We start from the raw sequence: 21037 nt of genomic DNA on the forward strand, positions 1-21037 counted from the left end.
CCAAGGCGGTAAGGGTGTAGGGGGCGCGTAGCCTCGCTACTTATGAGTACGACTGCCTCAGATCCGCTCGCCGCGCTGGCCGCCCTGCCCGGCGTGACCGATGCCGTGGACTCCGTACGCAAGGCCGTGGACCGGGTCTACGGCCACCGTGTCATGCGGCGCCGGAGCAACGAGGTCACGGCGGAGGCGGCCCTGCGTGGCGCTCGCGGCTCCGCGGCGCTCTCGGGCGCCGACTGGAATCTGGAGGAGGTGCGCCGGCGCACCGACTTCAGGGGTGATGACGAGGCCCGCACGATCGGCGCGGCCCTGCGGCTGACCGCCGAAGCGGGTCAACTTCTGTCCATCTGGCGGCAGTCGCCCCTCCGTGTCCTGGCGCGTCTGCACCTGGTGGCGGCCGGCGGCGCCTCCCCCGATGACGCTGTCGGGCGGCCGCGACTGACGGGTGAGGCCGTCGACGAGCCGCTGATCGAGGCCCCTGTGCCGGACGCCGGTGAGGTCGCCGGGCGGCTGGAAGGGCTCTCCCAGCTGATCATCGCGGGGAGCGCGGCGCCGGCTCTGGTCTCGGCGGCGGTCGTGCACGGTGAACTGCTGGCCCTGCGCCCCTTCAGCTCTCGCAACGGCCTGGTCGCACGGACGGCCGAGCGGATCGTACTGATCGGCAGTGGCCTCGACCCGAAGTCGATCTGCCCGGCCGAAGTGGGCCATGCGGAGCAGGGGCCGACGGCGTACGTGGCGGCGTTCGAGGGCTATCTGGCGGGAACGCCGGAGGGCATGGCGGCGTGGATCGCGCATTGCGGCCGTGCGGTGGAGCTGGGTGTGCGGGAGTCGACGGCTGTCTGCGAGGCGCTGCAGCGCGGCGCCGCATGACGTGCTGACTTCTTGTCTCGCGGCTGTGTCTCACGGCTGAGGCTTACGGCCCCGAAAGGGTTGCGGCGGTACCGGGAACCGGTACCGCCGCTGGCATGTCCGCCGGGTTACCAAGCGTCCTCGAAATATGCCCATCAGGTCGGGTACTTCGCCCGTGCCCTGGTGCGGCTGGCCCGTAATCGACGGGTCGACGTCGCGTGGGTGCTCGGCTTCCATGCGCGGTCCGTGGGGCCAACCTGCGTGAAAAGGTGATCCTCTCGGATGTCCTTGGTCTCGCGGGCCGTTGAGTCCTTTCTACTCCCCTGGCGGGGGAAGGGAAAGTGGTGGCCCGACTTCTTTACTTTTTGGTTCAAATACGGGTGAGTCGGGCGTGACGTGTCGCAGGCCCACGCGGGCCCTCACGGGCCGTCGTGGGGAGGGCCTGGGAGTGGGCGGGATGCGTGTCCCGGGGCCGGCCGGCCTCCCCGCACGGGGGTGTCAGGTGGCGAGCGTGGTGGCCCGGCGGCGGCTGGTGTACCAGACCAGGCCTGCGGTGAGCGCTGCCGCTCCCACGGCTGCCACCGCCACGAGCGCCGGGCGCGGGGGCATCGAGAAGGCGGGCAGTCGCTGCTTGAGCCGGACCGGCCGGTCGAAGACGAGAATCGGCCACTCCCTGATGGTCGCCTCACGTCGCAGCGCACGGTCCGGGTTGACCGCGTGCGGGTGGCCGACGGACTCCAGCATCGGCACATCGGTCGCGGAGTCGCTGTACGCGTAGCAGCGCGAGAGGTCGTACCCCTCCGATACCGCGAGCGCCTTGATCGCTTCCGCCTTCGTCGGTCCGTAGGCGTAGTACTCGACCTCGCCGGTGAAGCAGCCGTCGTCGCCGACGACCATCCTGGTGGCGACAACCCGGTCGGAGCCGAGCAGCTCCCCGATCGGTTCGACCACCTCCGCGCCCGACGTGGACACGATGACCACATCGCGTCCCGCGGTGTGGTGCTCCTCGATGAGCGTGGCGGCCTCGTCGTAGATGATCGGGTCGATCAGGTCGTGAAGGGTCTCGGCGACGATCTCCTTGACCTGCTCGACGTTCCACCCTTTGCAGAGCGCGGAGAGATATTCGCGCATCCGCTCCATCTGATCGTGATCGGCGCCTCCGGCAAGGAAGACGAACTGTGCGTACGCAGTGCGCAGTACGGCACGGCGGTTGATCAGTCCGCCTTGGTAGAAGGACTTGCTGAAGGTCAGCGTCGATGACTTCGCGATGACCGTCTTGTCCAGGTCAAAGAAGGCTGCGGTGCGCGGCGAGAAGCAGTTTTCCACAAGGCTGAGCATAGGGGCCCACCATTCGGCGTAAACTCTGGCGTGTGGGTTTGCCTGAGAAGGCTCTCGGGTACACCATGGAAGTCACGGATCGTTCGCGACCGTGCTAACCCGGTCCGACTCCTCCCCCCCCCGAGTCGGCCGTGGGGACGACCCCCGCTCTCCCCCCCGGCGGGGGTCGTCGCATGTCCGGACGCGTTTTTGCCGCCCGGAATCAAGGTTTTCGCCCTTCTCCCGGCCGCGACGGCCCGGCTCTGCGCGGGACTTTCTTCAGTCTGCCTCGTCACGGTGCGTTACGGAAGAGCTGCGCTCGGAAGTCGCCGGTATGGGTTACCGAGTTATTCACAACGCTGAAGTTGTCCACAGTTTTCCAGCAAGATCCACATGTTTTTCCGAAGCGCTGCACGGTGATTCCACCCGTGAAGTCCACGGGTTCCGGAATCGTGCATCTCGGAACGCTCCGAGATCGCCGCGAACCGTACTGAAGGGGCAGCGAGAAGGGGGGCGGAGATCGTGGCTGGATCGTTCGCACGAGAAGGCTTGCCGAGCGCGGAAGAGCGTCGGGGCGGGCCGTTGATCGTGACCGAGGACGTGGAGTTGCTCGACGATCTGCTGAGGCTCTGCGCGGCGGCCGGAGCGGAGCCGGAAGTTCATTACGGGCCGCCCGAACGCAGGGGCGGCTGGGAGCAGGCTCCGATGGTTCTGGTGGGCGACGACGCCGCCCCGCGATGCCGTGGCGCCGCCCGCAGGCGCGGCGTGATGCTCGTCGGGCGGGACCAGGACGCGCCGGACGTCTGGCGGAAGGCGGTGGAGATCGGGGCCGAATATGTGCTGCGGCTGCCCGATTCGGAGGGCTGGCTCGTCGACCAGATCGCCAACGCGGCGGAGGGCGTGGGTCGTCCCGCGCTGACCGTCGGCGTGATGGGCGGGAGGGGCGGCTCCGGCGCATCCACGCTGGCCTGCGCGCTCGCCGTGACCGCCGCCAGGTCCGGCCGGCGGACCATGCTGATCGACGGCGACCCGCTGGGGGGCGGCATCGACGTGCTGCTCGGTGGTGAACGGGCCGACGGGATGCGGTGGCCGGATTTCGCCCAGTCCAAAGGGCGGGTGGGCGGCGGTGCGCTGGAGGATTCGCTGCCCGCCCTGCACGGGCTGCGAGTGCTGAGCTGGGGCCGCGACGACGAGGTGGTCGTCCCGCCGCAGGCCATACGGGCGGTGCTGGCCGCCGCTCGCAGACTCGGCGGCGTGGTCGTCGTGGATCTGCCGCGCAGGGTCGACGAAGGCGTGGCCGAGGCGCTGGCTCAACTCGATCTCGGGCTGCTGGTCGTGCCCGGCGAGCTGAGGGCGGTCGCGGCGGCCCAGCGGGTGGCGTCGATGGCCGGAATGGTCCTGGAGGACCTGCGGGTCGTCGCGCGCGGCCCGTACGCGGCGGGCCTTGACGAGCGGTGGGTGGCCAAGGCGCTCGGACTGCCGCTCGTCGGCGAACTGCCGTGGGAGACGGGGCTTCCGGCGGCCCAGGATGACGGTGCGCCACCGGGGAGCGCGGTACGCGGGCCACTGGCCCGGTTCTGCACGGCCTTCTGGGCGCAGGCGGGCGCCACCGGCGGCGGAAGCCTCGCCGCCGGGCTTCCCGGCGGAGGTGTGTCATGACGGAGGCTCTGCTCGACGCCGTGCGGCAGCGGCTGGCGCGCAGTGGCGCGGCGCCGACCCCGGCAGGGGTGGCGGCCGCCCTGCGCGCCCAGGGGCGGCTCCTGGGGGACGCGGAAGTGCTCGGGGCCGCACAGGAGTTACGGGGCGAGCTGGTCGGCACCGGGGTCCTGGAGCCGCTGCTCGCGGACCCTGCGGTGACCGATGTACTGGTGTCCGCGCCGGACCGGGTGTGGGTGGACCGGGGCGGCGGGCTCGAACTGACCGGGGTCACCTTCGCGGACGCGGCCGCCGTACGCAGGCTGGCGCAGCGGCTCGCAGCCGTCGCGGGGCGGCGTCTGGACGATGCCCGCCCCTGGGTGGACGCGCGGCTGCCGGACGGGACTCGGATGCACGCGGTGCTGCCGCCGGTGTCCGTCGGCTCGACATGTCTGTCCTTGCGTGTGGTGCGGCCAAGAGCGTTCGCGCTGACGGAGCTGGTCGAGGCGGGGACGGTGCCGCCGGGCGGGGACCGGGTGCTGCGGGCCCTGGTGGAGGCCAGGGTCTCGTATCTGATCAGCGGGGGGACGGGCGCGGGGAAGACGACGTTGCTGTCGAGCCTTCTCGGGGCGGTCGGGGGACAGGAGCGGATCGTGCTCGCCGAGGACTCCGCCGAGTTGCGGCCGGATCACCCTCACGTGGTGCGTCTGGAGTCGCGCCCCGCCAACCAGGAGGGCGCGGGTCGTGTGACTCTGCGGGACCTGGTGCGGCAGGCGTTGCGGATGCGGCCCGACCGTCTGGTGGTCGGGGAGGTGCGAGGAGCCGAGGTCACGGAACTGCTGGCCGCGCTGAACACCGGGCACGAGGGCGGGTGCGGCACGGTGCACGCCAATGCCGCCGAACACGTCCCGGCCCGCCTTGAAGCCCTGGGGACGGCCGCGGGCCTCGACCGGACAGCCCTGCACAGCCAATTGGCCGCCGCGCTGTCGGTGGTCGTCCACCTGGTGCGGGACCGGACCGGGCGGCGGCGGCTCGCCGAGGTCCACGTGCTGGAACGGGATGCGGCGGGGCTGGTGGTGACCGTGCCCGCGCTGCGCTGGGGCGCCGACGGGTTCGTACGGGAGCGGGGCTGGGCGCGGTTGAGCTCGTTGATCGGGGGTGCGCTGTGACAGGCGTGGGGTCGGGATACGCGATGTACGCGATGGCGGTGTGCGCCGGGCTGGCGGCCTGGACGGCCGTACAGCGCGATCCGGCGCCGCGTCGGGCGCGGGTGCTGTTCGTGGACGGGGAGCCGGAGCCGAATCGGCTGGGGGCGTACTGGTCGGCGATGCGGGTGTTCTTCCATGGGCGGCGCGAGTGGCTGTGTGCCCCGGTGGCGGTGTTGCTGGCCGTGCTGGGCGAGTCGGTGCTGCCGTTGGTCGCTGGGGCCGTGGCGGTGCCGTTGGTGCGGCGGTGGCTGGGTGTGCGGTCCCGGCAGCGGGAGCGGGAGCGTGCGGCGGATGCGGTGATGACGCTGTGCGGTGCGGTGGTGGGGGAGCTGCGGGCGGGGCGTGAGCCGGGGCAGGCGTTGCTGGTTGCCGCCCGTGACTCGGCGGAGGCGCTGGGCAAGGCGGAGGCCGCCGTGCTGGCGGCTGCGCGGTTCGGTGGGGATGTGCCGGGTGCTCTGAGGCAGGCCGCGGATGCGCCGGGGCGTGACGGGCTCGCCGGAGTGGCGGCGTGCTGGCGGGTCGCGGTGGACGGCGGGGCGGGGCTCGCGGCCGGACTCGACCGTCTGGAGGGCGCGTTACGGGCGGACAGGCGCCGGCGGGAGGAGTTGCGGGCCCAACTGGCGGGCGCCTGGTCGACGGTCGTGGTGCTGGCGCTTCTGCCGGTGGCGGGGCTGGGACTGGGTGCCGCACTCGGGGCAGACCCCTTGCGGGTCCTTCTGCACAGTCCGGGCGGGCTGGCCTGCCTGGCGGCGGGAGGACTGCTGGAGACGGCGGGCCTCGTGTGGGCTCGGCGGATCGTAAGGGCGGGCGAGGCGGCGTGAACGGGGCGTCAGGGGGCGCTGTCCACAGCCTGGGGGTGGCCGGGGCGGTGGTGTGCACGGCCGCGTATGTGGCCCTCGCCATCGTCGGACGGCGCCGGGAGCGGGCGGTGCGCAGACGTGGGGCGCTGCTGCTGGCGGTCGGTGCGGGGAAGCGGCGTCGGTGGCGGCCGGGAGCCGATGCCGGTGTACGGAGGTGGGCAGGTCCGTTGGGGGCAGCGGCGGTCGGCTGGGTCCTGGTCGGCGGACTGCCGGGCTGTGTGGCCGCGGCGGGGGCGGCGTACGGGACGTGGCGCTGGCAGCGGTCGCGGAGGGCGCGTGATGCGGGTGCTGTCGGTGCGGAGGCCGCGGTGACGGCGGGGCAACTTCCACTCGCAGCCGATCTGTTGGCGGCCTGCCTTTCTGCCGGGGCCGGTCCGAGGGAGGCGGCGGAGGCGGTGGGCGAGTCCATGGGCGGCCCGGTCGGTGACCGGCTGGCCAGGGCGGCGGCGGAGATCCGGCTCGGTGGGGAACCGGCCGAGGCGTGGGGGCGGTTCGCGGAAATACCGGGCGCGAGGCCGCTGGCCCGCTGCCTGGACCGGGCGGGCTCGACCGGGGCACCGGCGGCGGAACCGGTCGCCCGGCTGGCGGAAGCGATGCGTGCCGAACGGTCGAGTGCGGCCGTGGCCCGCGCCCAGCGTGCCGGCGTACTGATCACGGCACCGGTCGGGCTGTGCTTTCTGCCCGCCTTCCTGGCGATCGGGGTGGCGCCGGTGGTGATCGGGCTGGCGACCGGGCTGCTGACCGCCGACTGACACGAGAGCGACGGGGGCTCCGTTCGGGCATCCGTTCGGGCATCCGGTCGGCCCGGTCGGCCCACTCGGGCCACTCGGCCCACTCGGGCCACTCGGGCCACTCGGGCCACTCGGGCCACTCGGGCCACAGAAAATCGACATATCTATTTCGGGGGTTGAAATGAGCGGGAACTTCATGGAGCGGGTGCTGGGTTCGGTGCGCCGGGTATGGACCGGCAAGCGGGGGTGGCCGGGCAGGTTCGGCCGATCGGACCGTGGGATGACGACGTCCGAGTACGCGGTGGGAACCATCGCGGCCTGCGGGTTCGCCGCGGTGCTCTACAAGGTCGTGACGAGTGGGCCCGTTCTCTCGGCGATGCAGTCGTTGATCAAGGATGCGCTCGATGCGAAGTTCTGAGACCGGGACCGGGCAGAAGTGCCGGGCGCGGGCTCCTGCCCGCCCCGGCCGGGACCGGGGTGCCGTGACGGCGGAGGCGGCGATGGTCATTCCCGCGCTTGTCGCCTTCGCTCTGGTCCTGGTCTGGGCCCTGGTGGCCGCAGCCGCACAGATCCGGTGTGTGGACGCGGCACGGGCAGGGGCGCGGGCAGCGGCCCGTTCGGAGCCTGCGGCGGCGGTGCTGGACGCGGCGCGGGCGGCGGCGCCCAGACAGGCACACGTCGAGGTGGAGCGGTCCGGGGAGCTGTGGCGGGTCCGCGTGGAGGCGCCGACACCGGGGCCGGGCCCGCTGACGCTCACGCTGAGCGCCGAGGCGGCCGCGCTGGCCGAGGACACGGTGGGGGTGGAGCCGTGAGGGGGCGGCGGAGGGGGCTGAGGCTGAGGTTCGGGATCGGGTCCGGGTCCGGTGATCGAGGGCTGGCGACGGTGTGGGTGGCGATGACCACGGCCACCCTGTGCGCGGTGTTCGCGGTGGTCCTCGCCCTGGGGCAGGCCGTGGCGGCCCGGCACCGGGCCGGCGGTGCGGCGGACCTGGCAGCCCTCGCCGCGGCCGACCGCGCCCTCCAGGGCCCGGCAGCCGCGTGCGAGGCGGCCGGGCGGGTCGCCGGGGCGCAGGAGGCGGTGGTGGTGCGGTGCGCGGTGCAAGGAGAGATCGCCGACGTGACGGCCCGCGCCCGCTTCGGCCCGTACGAACCGGAGATCAGGTCCCGCGCGGGGCCACCGGGCGGGGTGCGGATGCAGGAGGGGGCTGAGGGGGCTTCGCCCGTTACGCCTTCTGGTTGTCTTCCGGGCCCGGGGGAGCGGTGCGCAGGAGTTCGGTGAGGAGGCGTACGGCGCCTCGTTTGTGCAGGGGTTCGTTCCCGTTGCCGCACTTGGGGGACTGGATGCACGACGGGCAGCCCGCTTCGCACTCGCAGGACGCGATGGCCTCGCGGGTCGCCGTCAGCCACCTCCGGGCGGTGTGGAAGGCCCGCTCGGCGAAGCCGGCGCCGCCCGGGTGGCCGTCGTAGACGAAGACGGTGGGCAGCAGGGTGTCCGGGTGGAGCGGCACGGAGACCCCGCCGATGTCCCAGCGGTCGCAGGTGGCGAACAGCGGGAGCATCCCGATCGACGCGTGCTCGGCGGCGTGCAGTGCGCCGCCGAGGATCTCCGGATTGATCCGGGCGGCATCGAGCTGGTCCTCGGTGACCGTCCACCACACCGCGCGGGTTCGCAGGGTGCGGGGCGGGAGGTCGAGCTTGGTCTCGCCCATCACCTCCCCGGTGATCACCCGACGGCGCAGGAAGGAGACGACCTGGTTGGTGACCTCCACGGAGCCGTAACAGAGCCGCCCGTCGCCCCACGGGATCTCGGTGTCGGTCTCCAGCACGGAGATGGCGGTGGTGTCGCGTGCGGTGGTCGAGTACGGCGGGTTCGCCTCCTCGACGAGGGCCACGGAGTCCTCCAGGTCCAGTTTCCGCACCAGGTAGCTGAGGCCCTGGTGGAGGTGGACGGCGCCCTCGTGGACGGCGGTGTGCGCGGCCGACTCGTCCACGGTGCCGAGCAGGCGGCCGGTGCCCTCCTCGACGATCTGGACCGGACGGCCGCCCTCGCCCCGGATGTCGGTGAGATCGGCCGCCCGCTCCCGGCGGGTCCAGTGCCAGCCCGACGGCCGCTTGCGCAGCAGTTTCGCGGCCTCCAGCTGAGGCAGCAGCTCGGGCACCGCAGGACCGAAGAGCGCGATGTCGGACTCGGTGAGCGGCAGCTCGGCGGCCGCCGCGCACAGATGGGGGGCGAGGACGTACGGGTTGTCCGGGTCGAGGACGGTCGACTCCACGGGCTGCTGGAACAGCGCCTCGGGGTGGTGGACCAGATAGGTGTCCAGAGGGTCGTCCCGGGCGACCAGAATGGCGAGCGCGCCCTGACCGGAGCGGCCGGCACGGCCGGCTTGCTGCCACAGGGAGGCCCTGGTGCCCGGGTAACCGGCGATGACGACGGCGTCCAGGCCCGAGACGTCGATGCCCAGTTCCAGGGCGGTGGTGGCGGCGAGGCCGAGGAGCTCGCCGGAGTGCAGGGCGCGTTCCAGGGCGCGGCGTTCCTCCGGAAGGTAGCCACCGCGATAGGCAGCGACCCGCTTCGGCAGCGAGCGGTCCACCTCGGCCAGGCGTTCCTTCGCGATCACTGAGATGAGCTCGGCGCCGCGCCGGGAGCGTACGAAAGCGACCGAGCGGACGCCTTGAAGGGTCAGGCCGGTGAGGAGGTCGGCCGTCTCGGCCGTGGCGGTCCGGCGTACCGGGGCGCCCTTCTCGCCGTGGAGTTCGGTCAGCGGGGGTTCCCAGAGGGCGAAGACCAGTTCGCCGCGGGGTGAGGCGTCGTCGGCGACCTCCTTGACGGGGAGGCCTGTGAGGCGGCCTGCGGCGACCGAGGGGTCCGCCGCGGTGGCGGAGGCGAGGAGGAAGACCGGATCGGCGCCGTAACGGGCGCACAGGCGGCGCAGGCGCCGCAGCACCTGGGCGACGTGGGAGCCGAAGACGCCCCGGTAGGTGTGGCACTCGTCGATGACGACGAAGCGCAGGGCGCGCAGGAACGAGGACCAGCGGGGATGGGAGGGCAGGATGCCGCGGTGCAGCATGTCGGGGTTGGTCAGGACGTAGTTGGCGTACTGACGTACCCATTCGCGTTCCTCGACGGGGGTGTCCCCGTCGTACACCGCGGGCCGGATCGCGTGGCCGAGGGGCGCCGCGAGTTCCTTCACGGACCGCCGCTGGTCGGCGGCGAGGGCCTTGGTGGGGGCGAGATACAGGGCGGTCGTCCCGCGTCCGTTCGGCGCCTGCGAGCCGTCGAGGAGGGCGCTGAGCACCGGCGCGAGGTAGGCGAGGGACTTTCCGGACGCGGTGCCGGTGGCGATCACGACGGATTCGCCGTCCAGGGCGTGCTCGGCGGCGGCGGCCTGATGTGCCCACGGATGGTCGATTCCGGCCTGCTGAATCGCCGCGACGACTTCTGGACGGATGCGATCCGGCCAGATGGCATGGGTTCCCTCCCGCGGGGGCAAGTGCTCCGTATGAGTGATGCGCGCGGACCGGTCCGCCCCTGCGGCGAGCCGGTCGAGGACCATGGCGGGAGAGGGGCGGGAGCCCCCGCTCTCGGGCGGTCGACTGGGGCGGTGATTCTTGGCCATCGGGACCGAGTGTGTCACTGGCGTGGCGGACAATGGTCCCAAGGCGTCGTGCATGGCTGCCGGTAAGTGATTGAATGCCATCGCGGCTGGCGATCCGTCCCCTGGCTCCGTCGGGGAGACCGAGGGGCGACCGCTCGATAGCAAGGTGCTGGAGGATCCGTGGACCTGTCCCTGTCGACTCGCAATGTGTCCGGCCCTGGTGGCGACCGTACGGTCGTCGAGGTCGGTGGCGAGATTGATGTGTATACCGCGCCCAAGCTGCGCGAGCAGTTGGTCGAGTTGGTGAATGACGGCAGCTACCACCTGGTTGTCGACATGGAAGGCGTCGACTTCCTCGACTCCACCGGCCTCGGCGTGCTCGTGGGCGGCTTGAAGCGTGTCCGAGCCCATGAGGGCTCACTGCGCCTGGTCTGCAACCAGGAGCGCATTCTCAAGATCTTCCGGATCACAGGTCTGACCAAGGTGTTCCCCATTCACACCACGGTCGAAGAGGCTGTCGCGGCCACCGACTGACGTCGGAGCGGGCCGGCCTCATCTGGCCGGCCGGCAGGCAGTGAGCAGCCCGGCACGCGGCAGCAGACAGGCCGCGTCGAGCAGGTGGTCGGCCCTTGGCCGACTGCCCGCTTTGTCGGCTCTTCCGGAGGTTGGAGAGCAGGGGGACCGGGCGACACGCCCGGGCCTCTGAGAAGCACGCCCGTACGCTCGAGGGGGATCGCATGGCCACCGTTGAACTCCGCTTCAGCGCTCAGCCCGAACATGTCAGGACGGCACGCCTTGTGGCAGCCGCCGTGGCGCGCCGGGCCGGGGTCGACGAGGCGTTGCTCGACGAGGTCAGACTCGCCGTGGGCGAGGCGTGCAGCCGTGCTGTCGGGCTGCATCGCAGTCATGGCATCACTGCCCCGGTGACAGTCGTGCTGACCGACGAGGAGAAGGCTTTCTCCATCGAGGTCGGCGACGAGGTGCCCGGCCCCGGCAGCGAGGCCGCCACCGCGACCGGATCGTCCGACGCCACGCCCGACGGGCGGACCGGCTCGATGGATTCCGAGACCGACAGTGACGGCGAGGACGAGATGGGTCTCGCGGTCATCAGCGGCCTGGTCGACGACGTGGAAGTCAGATCGGGTGCAGACGGCGGAGTGATCCGCATGAGCTGGCCGACGAAGTCCGCGGCGGCACTTGCCTGAGTCCTGCGCCGGTGTTGCCGGGTGCGCGTGATCGAACGCGGGCCTGAAACGTCCCGGGCTCCCGTCACTCTCCCGGGTGCGGGTGATCGATTATTTTCTGGGCCCTGCTGAGCAGGGCCTTTTTTCGTTTTCGCTTGATCGGTGATCTTCCGGAAATGCCCCTGCCCCGTTACTGCATTCGGGCTGAATCAAGGGTGAGATCATTTGCCGATTGAGGGATGAAGGTCAATTCCATTACGCACCCACTGTTTTGATCAGGTTCTGCTCCCTACAATCCGTCCACGTCTTGAGCGCTGAGCGTCAAGGAGGACGTATGGCGGGGTCTTTCAACACACCACTGGCAGAACTGACGCAGTTTTCCGCACCTTCCGACCGTCCCACCTCACTCGCGGCCGCGGTTCTCACCGATGACAACCGGCTGATCATCATCGTTGTCGCGGTCGTCGCCGTAGCCGCACTGGTCGTGGCCCAGCTGCTGGCACGCCAGGTCCTGGCGGCCGGCGAGGGCACCGAGCGCATGAAGGAAATCGCGGCAGCCGTCCAGGAGGGCGCGAATGCGTATCTGGCGCGGCAGCTGCGTACCGTCGGCATCTTCGCCGTCGTCGTGTTCTTCCTGCTCCTGCTGTTGCCGGCCGACAGCTGGTCGCAGCGCGCAGGACGGTCGCTGTTCTTCCTGGTGGGTGCGCTTTTCTCGGCGGCCACCGGATACATCGGCATGCGCCTCGCCGTACGCAGCAATGTGCGCGTCGCCGCAGCCGCGCGTGAGGCGACTCCGGAAGAAGGCGAACCGGAGAAGGATCTCACCGCCGTATCGCACAAGGCGATGAAGATCGCTTTCCGTACGGGTGGCGTGGTCGGCATGATCACGGTGGGCCTCGGCCTGCTCGGCGCCTCCTGCGTCGTCCTCGTGTACGCCGCCGACGCGCCCAAGGTCCTGGAAGGCTTCGGCCTCGGTGCCGCGCTGATCGCCATGTTCATGAGGGTCGGCGGCGGCATCTTCACCAAGGCGGCCGACGTGGGCGCCGACCTCGTCGGCAAGGTGGAGCAGGGCATCCCGGAGGACGACCCGCGCAACGCCGCCACCATCGCCGACAACGTGGGCGACAACGTCGGGGACTGCGCGGGCATGGCGGCCGACCTGTTCGAGTCGTACGCCGTGACGCTCGTCGCCGCACTCATCCTCGGCTCGGCCGCCTTCGGGGACTCCGGACTGGCCTTCCCCCTGATCGTGCCGGCGATCGGCGTGGTCACCGCGATGATCGGCATCTTCGCGGTCGCCCCGCGGCGCGCCGATCGCAGCGGGATGACCGCCATCAACCGCGGGTTCTTCATCTCCGCGGTGATCTCGCTCGTCCTGGTGGCCGTGGCGGTCTTCGTCTACCTCCCGTCCTCGTACGCCGAGCTGGACGGCGTCACCGACAGCGCCATCGCCGCGCACGACGGCGACCCCCGGATCTTCGCCCTGGTCGCTGTCGCCATCGGCATCGTGCTCGCCGCGCTGATCCAGCAGCTCACCGGCTACTTCACCGAAACCAACCGCCGCCCGGTCAGGGACATCGGGAAGTCCTCGCTGACGGGCCCGGCGACCGTCGTGCTCGCCGGAATCTCCATCGGCCTGGAGTCCGCCGTCTACACCGCGCTGCTGATCGGGCTCGGCGTCTACGGGGCGTTCCTGCTCGGCGGTACGTCGATCATGCTGGCGCTCTTCGCGGTGGCCCTCGCCGGGACCGGCCTGCTCACCACCGTCGGGGTCATCGTCGCCATGGACACCTTCGGACCGGTTTCCGACAACGCGCAGGGCATCGCCGAGATGTCCGGCGACGTCCAGGGCGCCGGGGCTCAGGTGCTCACCGACCTGGACGCCGTCGGCAACACGACCAAGGCCATCACGAAGGGCATCGCCATCGCCACCGCCGTCCTGGCGGCGGCGGCGCTCTTCGGTTCGTACCGCGACGCGATCGCCACGGCGGTCGAGGACGTGGGGGCCGAAGCGGGTGAGCTGGGGCTGAGCCTGGACATCTCGCAGCCCAACAACCTGGTCGGGCTGATCCTCGGCGCGGCGGTCGTCTTCCTCTTTTCCGGCCTGGCCATCAACGCGGTGTCCCGGTCCGCCGGGGCCGTGGTCTACGAGGTGCGGCGGCAGTTCCGCGAGCACCCGGGGATCATGGACTACACGGAGAAGCCGGAGTACGGGCGCGTCGTCGACATCTGCACCAAGGACGCGCTGCGCGAGCTGGCCACGCCCGGGCTGCTCGCCGTGCTGGCGCCGATCGCGGTCGGTTTCAGTCTCGGTGTCGGGGCGCTCGGTTCGTATCTCGCGGGCGCGATCGCGACCGGCACGCTCATGGCCGTCTTCCTCGCCAACTCAGGTGGCGCGTGGGACAACGCCAAGAAGCTCGTCGAGGACGGTCATTACGGCGGCAAGGGCAGTGACGCCCATGCCGCGACCGTCATCGGTGACACGGTCGGAGACCCGTTCAAGGACACGGCCGGACCGGCGATCAACCCGCTCCTCAAGGTGATGAACCTGGTGGCGCTGCTCATCGCCCCGGCGGTCGTGCAGTTCAGCTACGGGGAGGACGCGAGCGCCGGTGTACGGGCGGTGGTGGCGGTGTTCGCCATCGTCGTCATCGTCGGGGCGGTGTACGTGTCCAAGCGGCGCGGGATCGTCATGGGTGACGAAGACGGCTCCGGGAGCGCAGGAAATGACGGCGACGACGGTGACCGTCCTGCCAAGTCGCCTGATCCGGCGGCCATTTCCTGATCCGGAACGGCCGGTCTCGCGTGCCCGGAGGGGCTCGGAGGCGGTAGTGCCGGCTCAAGCGGCGGGCGGACGAACTCTTCTGAGGGTTCGTCCGCCCGTCGTGCTTCACGGTTCTTCATCCGAATCGGTGAGTTTCCGCACGTGTGATCGAGCATTCGGGTGAGTTGTATCTCTCTCAATTCCCTTGGTGCAAATGGCTGCAAAAGCTTGCATATCCGACGCCCGACGCCAGAATGTCGCCCACTTGGCGTGTAAGTTCCGGGGCCGAGAGCCTTGGAAGGGACCCAATCCGGTGAACAAGAAGCTTGCAGCCGCACTGTCCGGCGGTGCGGTACTCGTACTGACGCTGTCGGGCTGCAGCGACGACAGCGACGACAAGGTCAACGACTGGGCCAAGGAGGTCTGCGACCAGGTCCAGCCCCAGCTGCAGAAGATCGCGGACGCCAACGCCGACATCCAGCGGCAGACCGCGGACAACAGCAAGCCGGCCGACGTCCAGGCGACCGACTCGGCCGCCTTCCAGCAGATCTCGCAGGCGTACAAGGCGCTGGGTGCAGCCGTGGACTCGGCGGGTCCGCCGCCCGTCGACGACGGCGAGACCACGCAGAAGGAGGCCGTGAAGGAGCTCAACGCCTCCTCCGTCGCCTACGCCGAGCTGAAGACGAAGGTCGACGCGCTCAACACGAAGGACCAGGCGAAGTTCGCCGACGGTCTCAAGGACATCGCCGACGAGCTGAACAAGATCAGCACCAGTGGTGACCAGGCGCTGAAGAAGCTCCAGTCCGGTGAGGTCGGCACCGCGATGGCCAAGCAGAAGGGCTGCCAGAAGCCGACGGCCTCCTCCTCGCCGTCCGCCGGGACCTCGAAGGCGGCGTCGCCGTCCGCCTCGGCGAGCAAGAAGGCGTAACAGGCACCAGGGAAGAGCTGGTGGACCGCCGGTCAGTGGCCCGGTCGCCCTTTATGGGTGCCGGGCCGCTGCCTTTGTCAGTGGGAGCGGACACAATGGGCGGGTGAGTACGACCAGCCTTCCCGCATCCGACCGTATCCCCGCGCTCCGCGAAGCCCTGCTCTCCGCCGCCTTCACCGCGGACGGGCTCCTCGACCGGCTCGGCGCGTCCGCCTACGCCGCGCTCGCCCGCAGCGAAACGGTCCCCGCACTGCGGGCGACCAGAGGCGAATCGCCGCTCGACACGCTGGTGCGGCTCTTCCTTCTCCAGCGCTCCGTCCCGTACGAGCGGGCCCGCGCCGCGCTCCCCGTGGAGGAGTGCGTCGAGGACGGCTGGCTGAGACGGGACGGCGACGAGGTTCGGGCGACCGTCGACGTCCGGCCGTACGGCGGGCCGGAGGGCGAGGACTGGTTCATCGTGTCCGACCTGGGCTGTGCGGTCGGTGGGGCCGGCGGTATCGGTTCGCACGAGGAGGGTGTCGTCCTCGGCGTCGGCGGGGCGTCGACCACGCTCGCCGGAATCACCGTCCGTGAGCCGGTGGCCTCCGCTCTGGACCTCGGCACCGGTTCGGGCATCCAGGCGTTGCACGCCTCGCAGCACGCCACCCGCGTCACGGCCACGGACCTCAACCCGCGGGCCCTGGCCTTCACCCGGCTCACCCTCGCTCTGTCCGGCGCCGCTCCGGCCGACCTTCGTGAGGGGTCCCTCTTCGAACCGGTCTCCGACGAGACGTTCGACCTGATCGTCTCCAATCCTCCGTTCGTGATCTCTCCGGGCGCCCGACTGACGTACCGCGACGGCGGAATGGGCGGCGACGACCTGTGCCGGACCCTGGTGCAGCAGGCGGGCGACCGGCTGAACGAGGGGGGTTACGCCCAGTTCCTCGCCAACTGGCAGCACGTCCAGGGCGAGGAGTGGCAGGACCGGCTGCGCACCTGGGTGCCGCGCGGCTGCGACGCCTGGATCGTGCAGCGGGAGGTGCAGGACATCACGCAGTACGCGGAGCTGTGGCTGCGCGACAGCGGCGACCACCGCTCGGACCCCGCCGAGTACACCGCGCGCTACGAGGCGTGGCTCGACGAGTTCGAGGCCCGCGGTACGAAGGCGGTCGGCTTCGGCTGGATCACGCTCAGGAAGACCGGGGCGGCCGAGCCGTCGGTCGTGATCGAGGAGTGGCCGCACCCGGTGGAGCAGCCGCTCGGCCCCGCCATCGAGGCCCACTTCGCCCGCCAGGACTACCTCCGGGACCAGGACGACGCGGCGCTGCTGGCCGCCCGGTTCACGCTCGCCGCCGAGGTCGTGCAGGAGCAGGTCGGACTGCCGGGTGCGGAGGACCCCGAACATGTGGTGCTGCGCCAGCACCGCGGGATGCGCCGTGCCACGAAGGTCGACGCCGTCGGCGCCGGGTTCGCCGGTGTGTGCGACGGGTCGCTTCCCGCCGGCCGGATTCTCGACGCCATCGCCCAGCTGATGTCCGAGGACCCGGTGCTGCTGCGCGACCGCACCCCGCAGGCGATCAGGCTGCTGGTGGAAGAGGGTTTTCTGGAGCCGGTGCGCAGGTGATCCGCATAGCGCTGGACGAGGCGTCGCTCGGCGCGACCCGGATCGCCGTCAGTCCGCTGTGGGACACCTTCTGCAGCATCCATCTGACCCGCCCGCACCGGATGCCCTCCTGGCCGTACGAGGAGTGGGTGGGCCGGGCCCGCGAGGTCCTGCGCGAGGACGACCGGACGCACGCCCTGCGCCTCCTGATCGACGGTCCGGACGGCTTCCCCGACTTCATGGTGCCCAAGCCTGTCGGGGCCTCGTCCATCGAGACGGAGCTCGACATCGTCCGGGCCACGCCCGCCGATGTCGTACGGGCCGGGATCGCCGAGCATTACGGGCACCTCGGCGAACACCCCTGGGTCCGCCCCTATCTCGACGACCCCGAGGCGGCCTGCGCCGCGCTCGCCGACGCGTACGCGGCGTACTGGGAAGGCGCGCTGGAGCAGCACTGGCCGACCATGCGCCGCCTCGTGGAAGGACGAGGTCCTCATCCGGGCCCGCACCTTCGCGACGGAGGGCGTCGACGCACTCTTCGCCGGGCTCGAGACACGGGCCAGATGGACGCCGCCCGTCCTGGAGCTGACCAAGCACATCGACGCCGACTACCGGGCGGGCGAGCGGCGGCTGCTGCTCGTCCCCCTCGTCTTCGCCGAGGGCTGCCGGCTCTACTCCACCGACGACCCGGAGGTCCTGACCGTCTCCTTCCAGGCCAGAGGCGCGGCCGCCCTGCGCGAGCGGCCCGCCGAGGCGGAGCCGGGCAGCGCCGACCGGCTCGGTCTGCTGCTCGGGCGGGGCCGGGCATCGGTCCTGCGCCAGCTCGGCGCACCGCTCACCACGGCCGGGATATCCGACCGGCTGGGCCTCGCCCCGAGCACGGTCTCCGAGCATCTGTCGGTCCTCGCCGACTCGGACGTCGTGACCCGGCACCGCGTCGGCCGCAGCGTGTACTACCAGCTCACCGACACCGGCCGCGCCCTGCTCGCACTCCTGTCGGGGGAGGACGTCCTGCGCGCGGTGTCCTGACGGCCTGCGCCGCACGACGATTCGGCGGCCCCCGAATTGATGGCCGGGCAGCGGCCGCGGCTCTAGCGTCGCCGCCATGCTTGCGATCGAGGCGAAGAATCTCCGCCGCACCTACACCGCCCGCACGGGCTTCCTGCGCCCGCGCCGCACCGAGACCGAAGCCGTTCGCGGTGTCAGTTTCCAGGTGGCGCGCGGCGAACTCTTCGGACTGCTCGGGCCCAACGGCGCGGGCAAGACCACGACCATCAAGATGCTCAACACCCTTCTCCTGCCGACCTCCGGCACCGCGAAGGTGCTGGGACACGACGTGGCCGCCGACCCCGTGGCCGTACGCCGCAGGATCGGGTACGTCTTCGGGGGCGACCGGGGTCTCTACGACCGGCTCTCAGCCCTCGATAATCTGCGCTACTTCGCGGAGTTGTACGGAGTCGGGCCCCGCGAACAGAAGGCCCGGATCGGCGAACTGCTGGACCTGGTGGGGCTCACGGGCCGGGAAAGGGAGCGGGTCGAGGGCTACTCGCGCGGTATGCGCCAACGCCTGCACATCGCCCGCGGCCTGCTGCACAAGCCCGATGTCCTCTTCCTCGACGAGCCGTCCATCGGCGTCGACCCGGTGGCGGCCCGCGATCTGCGCCGTACGGTCGCCGACCTCCGGGCCGGCGGTACCACGGTCCTGCTGACCACCCACTACATGGCCGAGGCCGACGAGTTGTGCGACCGGATCGCGGTGATCGCGGGCGGCACGATACGGGCGCTGGGCACCCCTGACCGGCTCAAGTCCCGGGTCCAGGACCGCGATGTCCTGGAGATCGAGGCGTACGGGGCAGCCGACGAGCACCTCGACCGCATTCGGGCGCTGCCCGGGGTCCGGGGTGTGGCCGTGGAGGAGCGGGGAAGCGGGCAGGCGGTCACCGTGCAGACGGAGCGGGGCGCCGGCCTGTATGCCGGGGTGCTGGCGGCGCTCGACGACATCAGGGTCGGACGGGTCGTCACCCGTGAACCGACCCTGGAGGACGCCTACATCGCGATCGTCGAGGAGGCGAACGGCCCGGAGCCGGAAACCGGTTCCCCCGGCGGCGAGCGGGAAGCCGGTTCTCACAGCGAGCGGGAAGCCCGTTCCCACAGCGAGCAGGAGGCCGTGACCGGCGAGCAGGAGGCCACGGTATGAGGACGGGAAAGAGCCCCCGCCGGGTCCTGCGGCTGACCGTCGTCGGTGTGCGCACCCACGTCTCGTACATGAGCAGGTCACCGCTCGAAATCACCTTCGCCGTCCTCCTGCCGCTGGTGTACGCGACCCTCGCCGTCTATCTCTTCCGCGCCGCCGACGACCCCGACCGGCTGCTCACCGCGGCCGTCGGGGCAGGGCTGATGGGCATCTGGTCCTCGGTGCTGTTCGGGTCGGGCGGCGCCGTGCAGAACCAGCGCTGGCTCGGCACTCTGGAGACGCTGGTCGCTTCGCCGGCCCCGCTCTCCCTCGTCCTGCTGCCGATCACGCTGGCCACGGCCGTCATCGGGACCTACGCCATGGGCGCGACGGTCCTCTGGGGCGCGGTGCTCTTCGACGTACCGCTGAACTTCGCGCACCCGCTGCTCTTCCTCGTCGCCGTGCCCGTATGCGTGCTGTCGCTCGGCATGATGGGGCTGCTTCTGGCCGCCACCTTCGTCCTGCTGCGCAACGCGAACGCGCTCGCCAACCCGCTGGACGCGCCCGTGTGGCTGCTGTCCGGAATGCTCGTCCCCGTCACCGTCCTGCCGGACTGGACCCGTCCGGTCTCCTGGGCGCTGCCCACCACCTGGGGTTCGCGGGCCGTGCACGCGGCGACCTCGGGCGGGCCCGCCGTCGCCGAGGTGCTCGTCCCGATGGGCGCGGCCCTCGCTCTCGGCGGGTTCTACGCGCTGCTCGCGGTGCTGGTCCTCGGCCGGGTCGAACGCCGCGCCCGGGCCGCCGCCACCCTCTCCCTCGCCTGATGACCGGGCCATTCAGGATCTCCAGGAGCCTCCGCATGCTCTCGTCAGTCCCCGCGTCCGTAGCGGCCCTCGCTTCGGGAATCCTCCGTACGGCACGACTTGTCGTCCTCGGCGGGGCCATCTCCTACCGCGCGCTGTTCAACTGGACGACGCCGCCCATGTTCATCGGCACGCTGCTGGCCGGGCCGCTGCTGCAACTGCTGTTCTTCGTCTTCCTCGGACGCCAGCTCGGGGTGGCGGACGACCGCTTCTACCTGATCGGCAACGCGGTGCTCGCCTCCTCGACCGCCTGCGTCTACGGCGGCACGATGGCCATCTCCAACGAGCGCCGCTTCGGCACGCTCGGCGCGGTCCTCCTCAGCCCCCGCCACCGGGCTCCGCTCTGGTTCGGCCGCGCCCTGCCCTACGTACTCAACGGGCTCCTCATCAGCGCTTTCACTCTCACCGCTGCGTCCCTCCTGCTGGGTCTGCGGATTCCGCTCGGGTCCGTCCCGGGACTTGCGGCGGTGCTGCTCGCCGCCTCCGCCGGATGCTCCGCGTTCGGGCTCGCCCTGGGGGCGCTCGGGCTCCGCTTCCGCGATGTCTTCCTGGTCTCGAATGTGGCTTGTTCCGTACTGCTCCTGCTGACCGGGGCGAACGTGCCGCGGAGCGAGCTCCCCGCGTGGATGCGCTCACTCGGCGACGTACTCCCGCTGACCCATGCCGCGGACGCGGCCCGGCAGTTGTCGGCGGGCGGCGTACTCGACACGGGCCTGCTCGGGGCGGAGCTGGCGGTCGGCGCCGGGTACGCGCTGCTCGCCGTGGCCCTCCTCGCGCTGTTCGAACGCGGCAGCCGGCGACGCGCGACCCTCGACGTGATGTGAAGTGAGACGAGGTGAGATGTGAGGACGTGAGACGAGGTGAGACGAGCCGTGGGAGTGCTGTTCACCGGGGGTTCGTGTCGACGACGCCCCGGCGTGGCAGCCTCCCCCTGCTGAGGCGCATCACGACGAGTGAGTTTGAGGGGTACGGACATGGAGAGCGTCACCGCCGTCTTCGCCGGTACGGCATTCGCACTGTTCGGTGCCGCGCTCCTGATCTGGACGGGGGCGCGCACCCTGCACCGCGCGCCGGTGGCTCACGGTGTGAGCCCCGTCGCCTCTGCCACCCTCGCCACGCTCTTCGGCGGAACGTTCCTCGTGGTCGGCGTCTGGTGCTTCACCCGCGTCTGATTCCCAACCCCCGCAGGGCCTGATCCCGGACGGGACACCTCCGGACGACTCCGCGAAGGCACCTCGGCGGCACCTCGGCGGCACCTCGGAATGCGCAGGCAGGAGGCATGCGCACGGCGGTCCGGGCGGTCCGGGCGGCAGGAATGGCGGAAGTCGGGTTACCGTTCGAGTGGCCGTT

At 71.2% G+C, this 21037-nt stretch carries 20 protein-coding genes; 18 read left to right on the plus strand and 2 right to left on the minus strand.

What is annotated here, in order from left to right; all coding sequences use genetic code 11:
- Nucleotides 1-42: 42 nt before the first annotated feature.
- A complete protein-coding gene (locus tag ACFT7S_RS04215; RefSeq protein ID WP_382726681.1) occupies nt 43-867 on the plus strand; it encodes an oxidoreductase in 825 nt (274 codons plus the stop codon).
- A gap of 477 nt (nt 868-1344) precedes the next feature.
- Here the strand turns inward: ACFT7S_RS04215 and ACFT7S_RS04220 are convergent, their stop codons facing one another.
- A complete protein-coding gene (locus ACFT7S_RS04220) occupies nt 1345-2184 on the minus strand; it encodes an HAD family hydrolase (protein ID WP_382726683.1) in 840 nt (279 codons plus the stop codon).
- Nucleotides 2185-2685: 501 nt separating this feature from the next.
- Between ACFT7S_RS04220 and ssd the strand changes: the two genes are divergently transcribed.
- From ssd to ACFT7S_RS04255, 7 genes are all read left to right on the plus strand, one after another.
- Nucleotides 2686-3822, plus strand: coding sequence for a septum site-determining protein Ssd (ssd, locus tag ACFT7S_RS04225; protein WP_382726686.1), 1137 nt, complete (start codon nt 2686-2688; stop codon nt 3820-3822).
- Nucleotides 3819-4967: a TadA family conjugal transfer-associated ATPase gene (locus ACFT7S_RS04230; RefSeq protein WP_382726688.1), complete on the plus strand. Its 1149-nt coding sequence runs from the start codon at nt 3819-3821 to the stop codon at nt 4965-4967. Before ssd ends, ACFT7S_RS04230 begins: the two co-directional genes overlap by 4 nt.
- 23 nt (nt 4968-4990) lie before the next feature.
- Nucleotides 4991-5827, plus strand: a complete 837-nt coding sequence (locus ACFT7S_RS04235; RefSeq protein ID WP_382726819.1) for a type II secretion system F family protein — start codon at nt 4991-4993, stop codon at nt 5825-5827.
- A complete protein-coding gene (locus tag ACFT7S_RS04240) occupies nt 5824-6618 on the plus strand; it encodes a type II secretion system F family protein (protein WP_382726691.1) in 795 nt (264 codons plus the stop codon). Before ACFT7S_RS04235 ends, ACFT7S_RS04240 begins: the two co-directional genes overlap by 4 nt.
- 175 nt (nt 6619-6793) lie before the next feature.
- Complete coding sequence (locus ACFT7S_RS04245) at nt 6794-7015, plus strand: DUF4244 domain-containing protein (protein WP_382726822.1); 222 nt, start codon at nt 6794-6796, stop codon at nt 7013-7015.
- Entirely contained in the window at nt 7002-7409 is a 408-nt protein-coding gene (locus tag ACFT7S_RS04250; RefSeq protein WP_382726693.1) for a TadE family type IV pilus minor pilin, read from the plus strand. The genes ACFT7S_RS04245 and ACFT7S_RS04250 overlap by 14 nt, the downstream gene beginning before the upstream one ends.
- 35 nt (nt 7410-7444) lie before the next feature.
- On the plus strand, nt 7445-7876 hold the full coding sequence (locus ACFT7S_RS04255) for an Rv3654c family TadE-like protein (protein WP_382726824.1): 432 nt from the start codon (nt 7445-7447) through the stop codon (nt 7874-7876).
- Here the strand turns inward: ACFT7S_RS04255 and ACFT7S_RS04260 are convergent.
- Entirely contained in the window at nt 7821-10295 is a 2475-nt protein-coding gene (locus ACFT7S_RS04260) for a DEAD/DEAH box helicase (RefSeq protein ID WP_382726696.1), read from the minus strand. The two genes, ACFT7S_RS04255 and ACFT7S_RS04260, sit on opposite strands and share 56 nt — an antisense overlap.
- A 78-nt stretch (nt 10296-10373) precedes the next feature.
- Here ACFT7S_RS04260 and bldG point away from each other — a divergent pair, with 78 nt between their 5' ends.
- From bldG to ACFT7S_RS04310, 10 genes are all read left to right on the plus strand, one after another.
- The gene (gene bldG, locus ACFT7S_RS04265) at nt 10374-10727 is read left to right on the plus strand and encodes an anti-sigma factor antagonist BldG (RefSeq protein ID WP_078075833.1); all 354 of its coding nucleotides are present in this window, start codon (nt 10374-10376) and stop codon (nt 10725-10727) included.
- Between the two features lie 203 nt (nt 10728-10930).
- Nucleotides 10931-11398 (plus strand): ATP-binding protein, encoded by a 468-nt coding sequence (locus ACFT7S_RS04270; protein ID WP_382726699.1) that lies wholly within the window; start codon nt 10931-10933, stop codon nt 11396-11398.
- Between the two features lie 313 nt (nt 11399-11711).
- On the plus strand, nt 11712-14162 hold the full coding sequence (locus ACFT7S_RS04275; protein WP_382726702.1) for a sodium-translocating pyrophosphatase: 2451 nt from the start codon (nt 11712-11714) through the stop codon (nt 14160-14162).
- A gap of 292 nt (nt 14163-14454) precedes the next feature.
- Nucleotides 14455-15069: a small secreted protein gene (locus tag ACFT7S_RS04280; protein ID WP_382726705.1), complete on the plus strand. Its 615-nt coding sequence runs from the start codon at nt 14455-14457 to the stop codon at nt 15067-15069.
- A 103-nt stretch (nt 15070-15172) separates the two neighbouring features.
- A complete protein-coding gene (locus tag ACFT7S_RS04285) occupies nt 15173-16672 on the plus strand; it encodes a methyltransferase (protein WP_382726708.1) in 1500 nt (499 codons plus the stop codon).
- A gap of 288 nt (nt 16673-16960) precedes the next feature.
- On the plus strand, nt 16961-17680 hold the full coding sequence (locus ACFT7S_RS04290) for a winged helix-turn-helix domain-containing protein (RefSeq protein ID WP_382726711.1): 720 nt from the start codon (nt 16961-16963) through the stop codon (nt 17678-17680).
- A gap of 76 nt (nt 17681-17756) precedes the next feature.
- Nucleotides 17757-18848 carry an ATP-binding cassette domain-containing protein gene (locus ACFT7S_RS04295; protein ID WP_382726714.1) on the plus strand — a complete coding sequence of 364 codons (1092 nt, stop codon included), beginning with the start codon at nt 17757-17759 and terminating at the stop codon, nt 18846-18848.
- On the plus strand, nt 18845-19648 hold the full coding sequence (locus ACFT7S_RS04300; RefSeq protein ID WP_382726717.1) for an ABC transporter permease: 804 nt from the start codon (nt 18845-18847) through the stop codon (nt 19646-19648). Before ACFT7S_RS04295 ends, ACFT7S_RS04300 begins: the two co-directional genes overlap by 4 nt.
- A 35-nt stretch (nt 19649-19683) precedes the next feature.
- Nucleotides 19684-20511 carry an ABC transporter permease gene (locus ACFT7S_RS04305; RefSeq protein ID WP_382726720.1) on the plus strand — a complete coding sequence of 276 codons (828 nt, stop codon included), beginning with the start codon at nt 19684-19686 and terminating at the stop codon, nt 20509-20511.
- A gap of 150 nt (nt 20512-20661) precedes the next feature.
- Entirely contained in the window at nt 20662-20859 is a 198-nt protein-coding gene (locus ACFT7S_RS04310; RefSeq protein WP_382726723.1) for a hypothetical protein, read from the plus strand.
- The last annotated feature ends 178 nt before the right edge of the window (nt 20860-21037 follow it).

The sequence above is a fragment of the Streptomyces sp. NPDC057136 genome (assembly GCF_042670885.1).
Classification (GTDB): Bacteria; Actinomycetota; Actinomycetes; order Streptomycetales; family Streptomycetaceae; genus Streptomyces.

Bases quoted from the DNA above. Each gene is read 5' to 3' on its own strand.
- ACFT7S_RS04215 (WP_382726681.1), top strand. From the start codon at position 43: ATGAGTACGACTGCCTCAGATCCGCTCGCCGCGCTGGCCGCCCTGCCC.
- ACFT7S_RS04220 (WP_382726683.1), bottom strand. From the start codon at position 2,184: ATGCTCAGCCTTGTGGAAAACTGCTTCTCGCCGCGCACCGCAGCCTTC.
- ACFT7S_RS04230 (WP_382726688.1), top strand. From the start codon at position 3,819: ATGACGGAGGCTCTGCTCGACGCCGTGCGGCAGCGGCTGGCGCGCAGT.
- ACFT7S_RS04235 (WP_382726819.1), top strand. From the start codon at position 4,991: ATGTACGCGATGGCGGTGTGCGCCGGGCTGGCGGCCTGGACGGCCGTA.
- ACFT7S_RS04245 (WP_382726822.1), top strand. From the start codon at position 6,794: ATGGAGCGGGTGCTGGGTTCGGTGCGCCGGGTATGGACCGGCAAGCGG.
- ACFT7S_RS04250 (WP_382726693.1), top strand. From the start codon at position 7,002: ATGCGAAGTTCTGAGACCGGGACCGGGCAGAAGTGCCGGGCGCGGGCT.
- ACFT7S_RS04260 (WP_382726696.1), bottom strand. From the start codon at position 10,295: ATGGCATTCAATCACTTACCGGCAGCCATGCACGACGCCTTGGGACCA.
- ACFT7S_RS04270 (WP_382726699.1), top strand. From the start codon at position 10,931: ATGGCCACCGTTGAACTCCGCTTCAGCGCTCAGCCCGAACATGTCAGG.
- ACFT7S_RS04275 (WP_382726702.1), top strand. From the start codon at position 11,712: ATGGCGGGGTCTTTCAACACACCACTGGCAGAACTGACGCAGTTTTCC.
- ACFT7S_RS04290 (WP_382726711.1), top strand. From the start codon at position 16,961: ATGTCGTACGGGCCGGGATCGCCGAGCATTACGGGCACCTCGGCGAAC.
- ACFT7S_RS04295 (WP_382726714.1), top strand. From the start codon at position 17,757: ATGCTTGCGATCGAGGCGAAGAATCTCCGCCGCACCTACACCGCCCGC.
- ACFT7S_RS04300 (WP_382726717.1), top strand. From the start codon at position 18,845: ATGAGGACGGGAAAGAGCCCCCGCCGGGTCCTGCGGCTGACCGTCGTC.
- ACFT7S_RS04305 (WP_382726720.1), top strand. From the start codon at position 19,684: ATGCTCTCGTCAGTCCCCGCGTCCGTAGCGGCCCTCGCTTCGGGAATC.
- ACFT7S_RS04310 (WP_382726723.1), top strand. From the start codon at position 20,662: ATGGAGAGCGTCACCGCCGTCTTCGCCGGTACGGCATTCGCACTGTTC.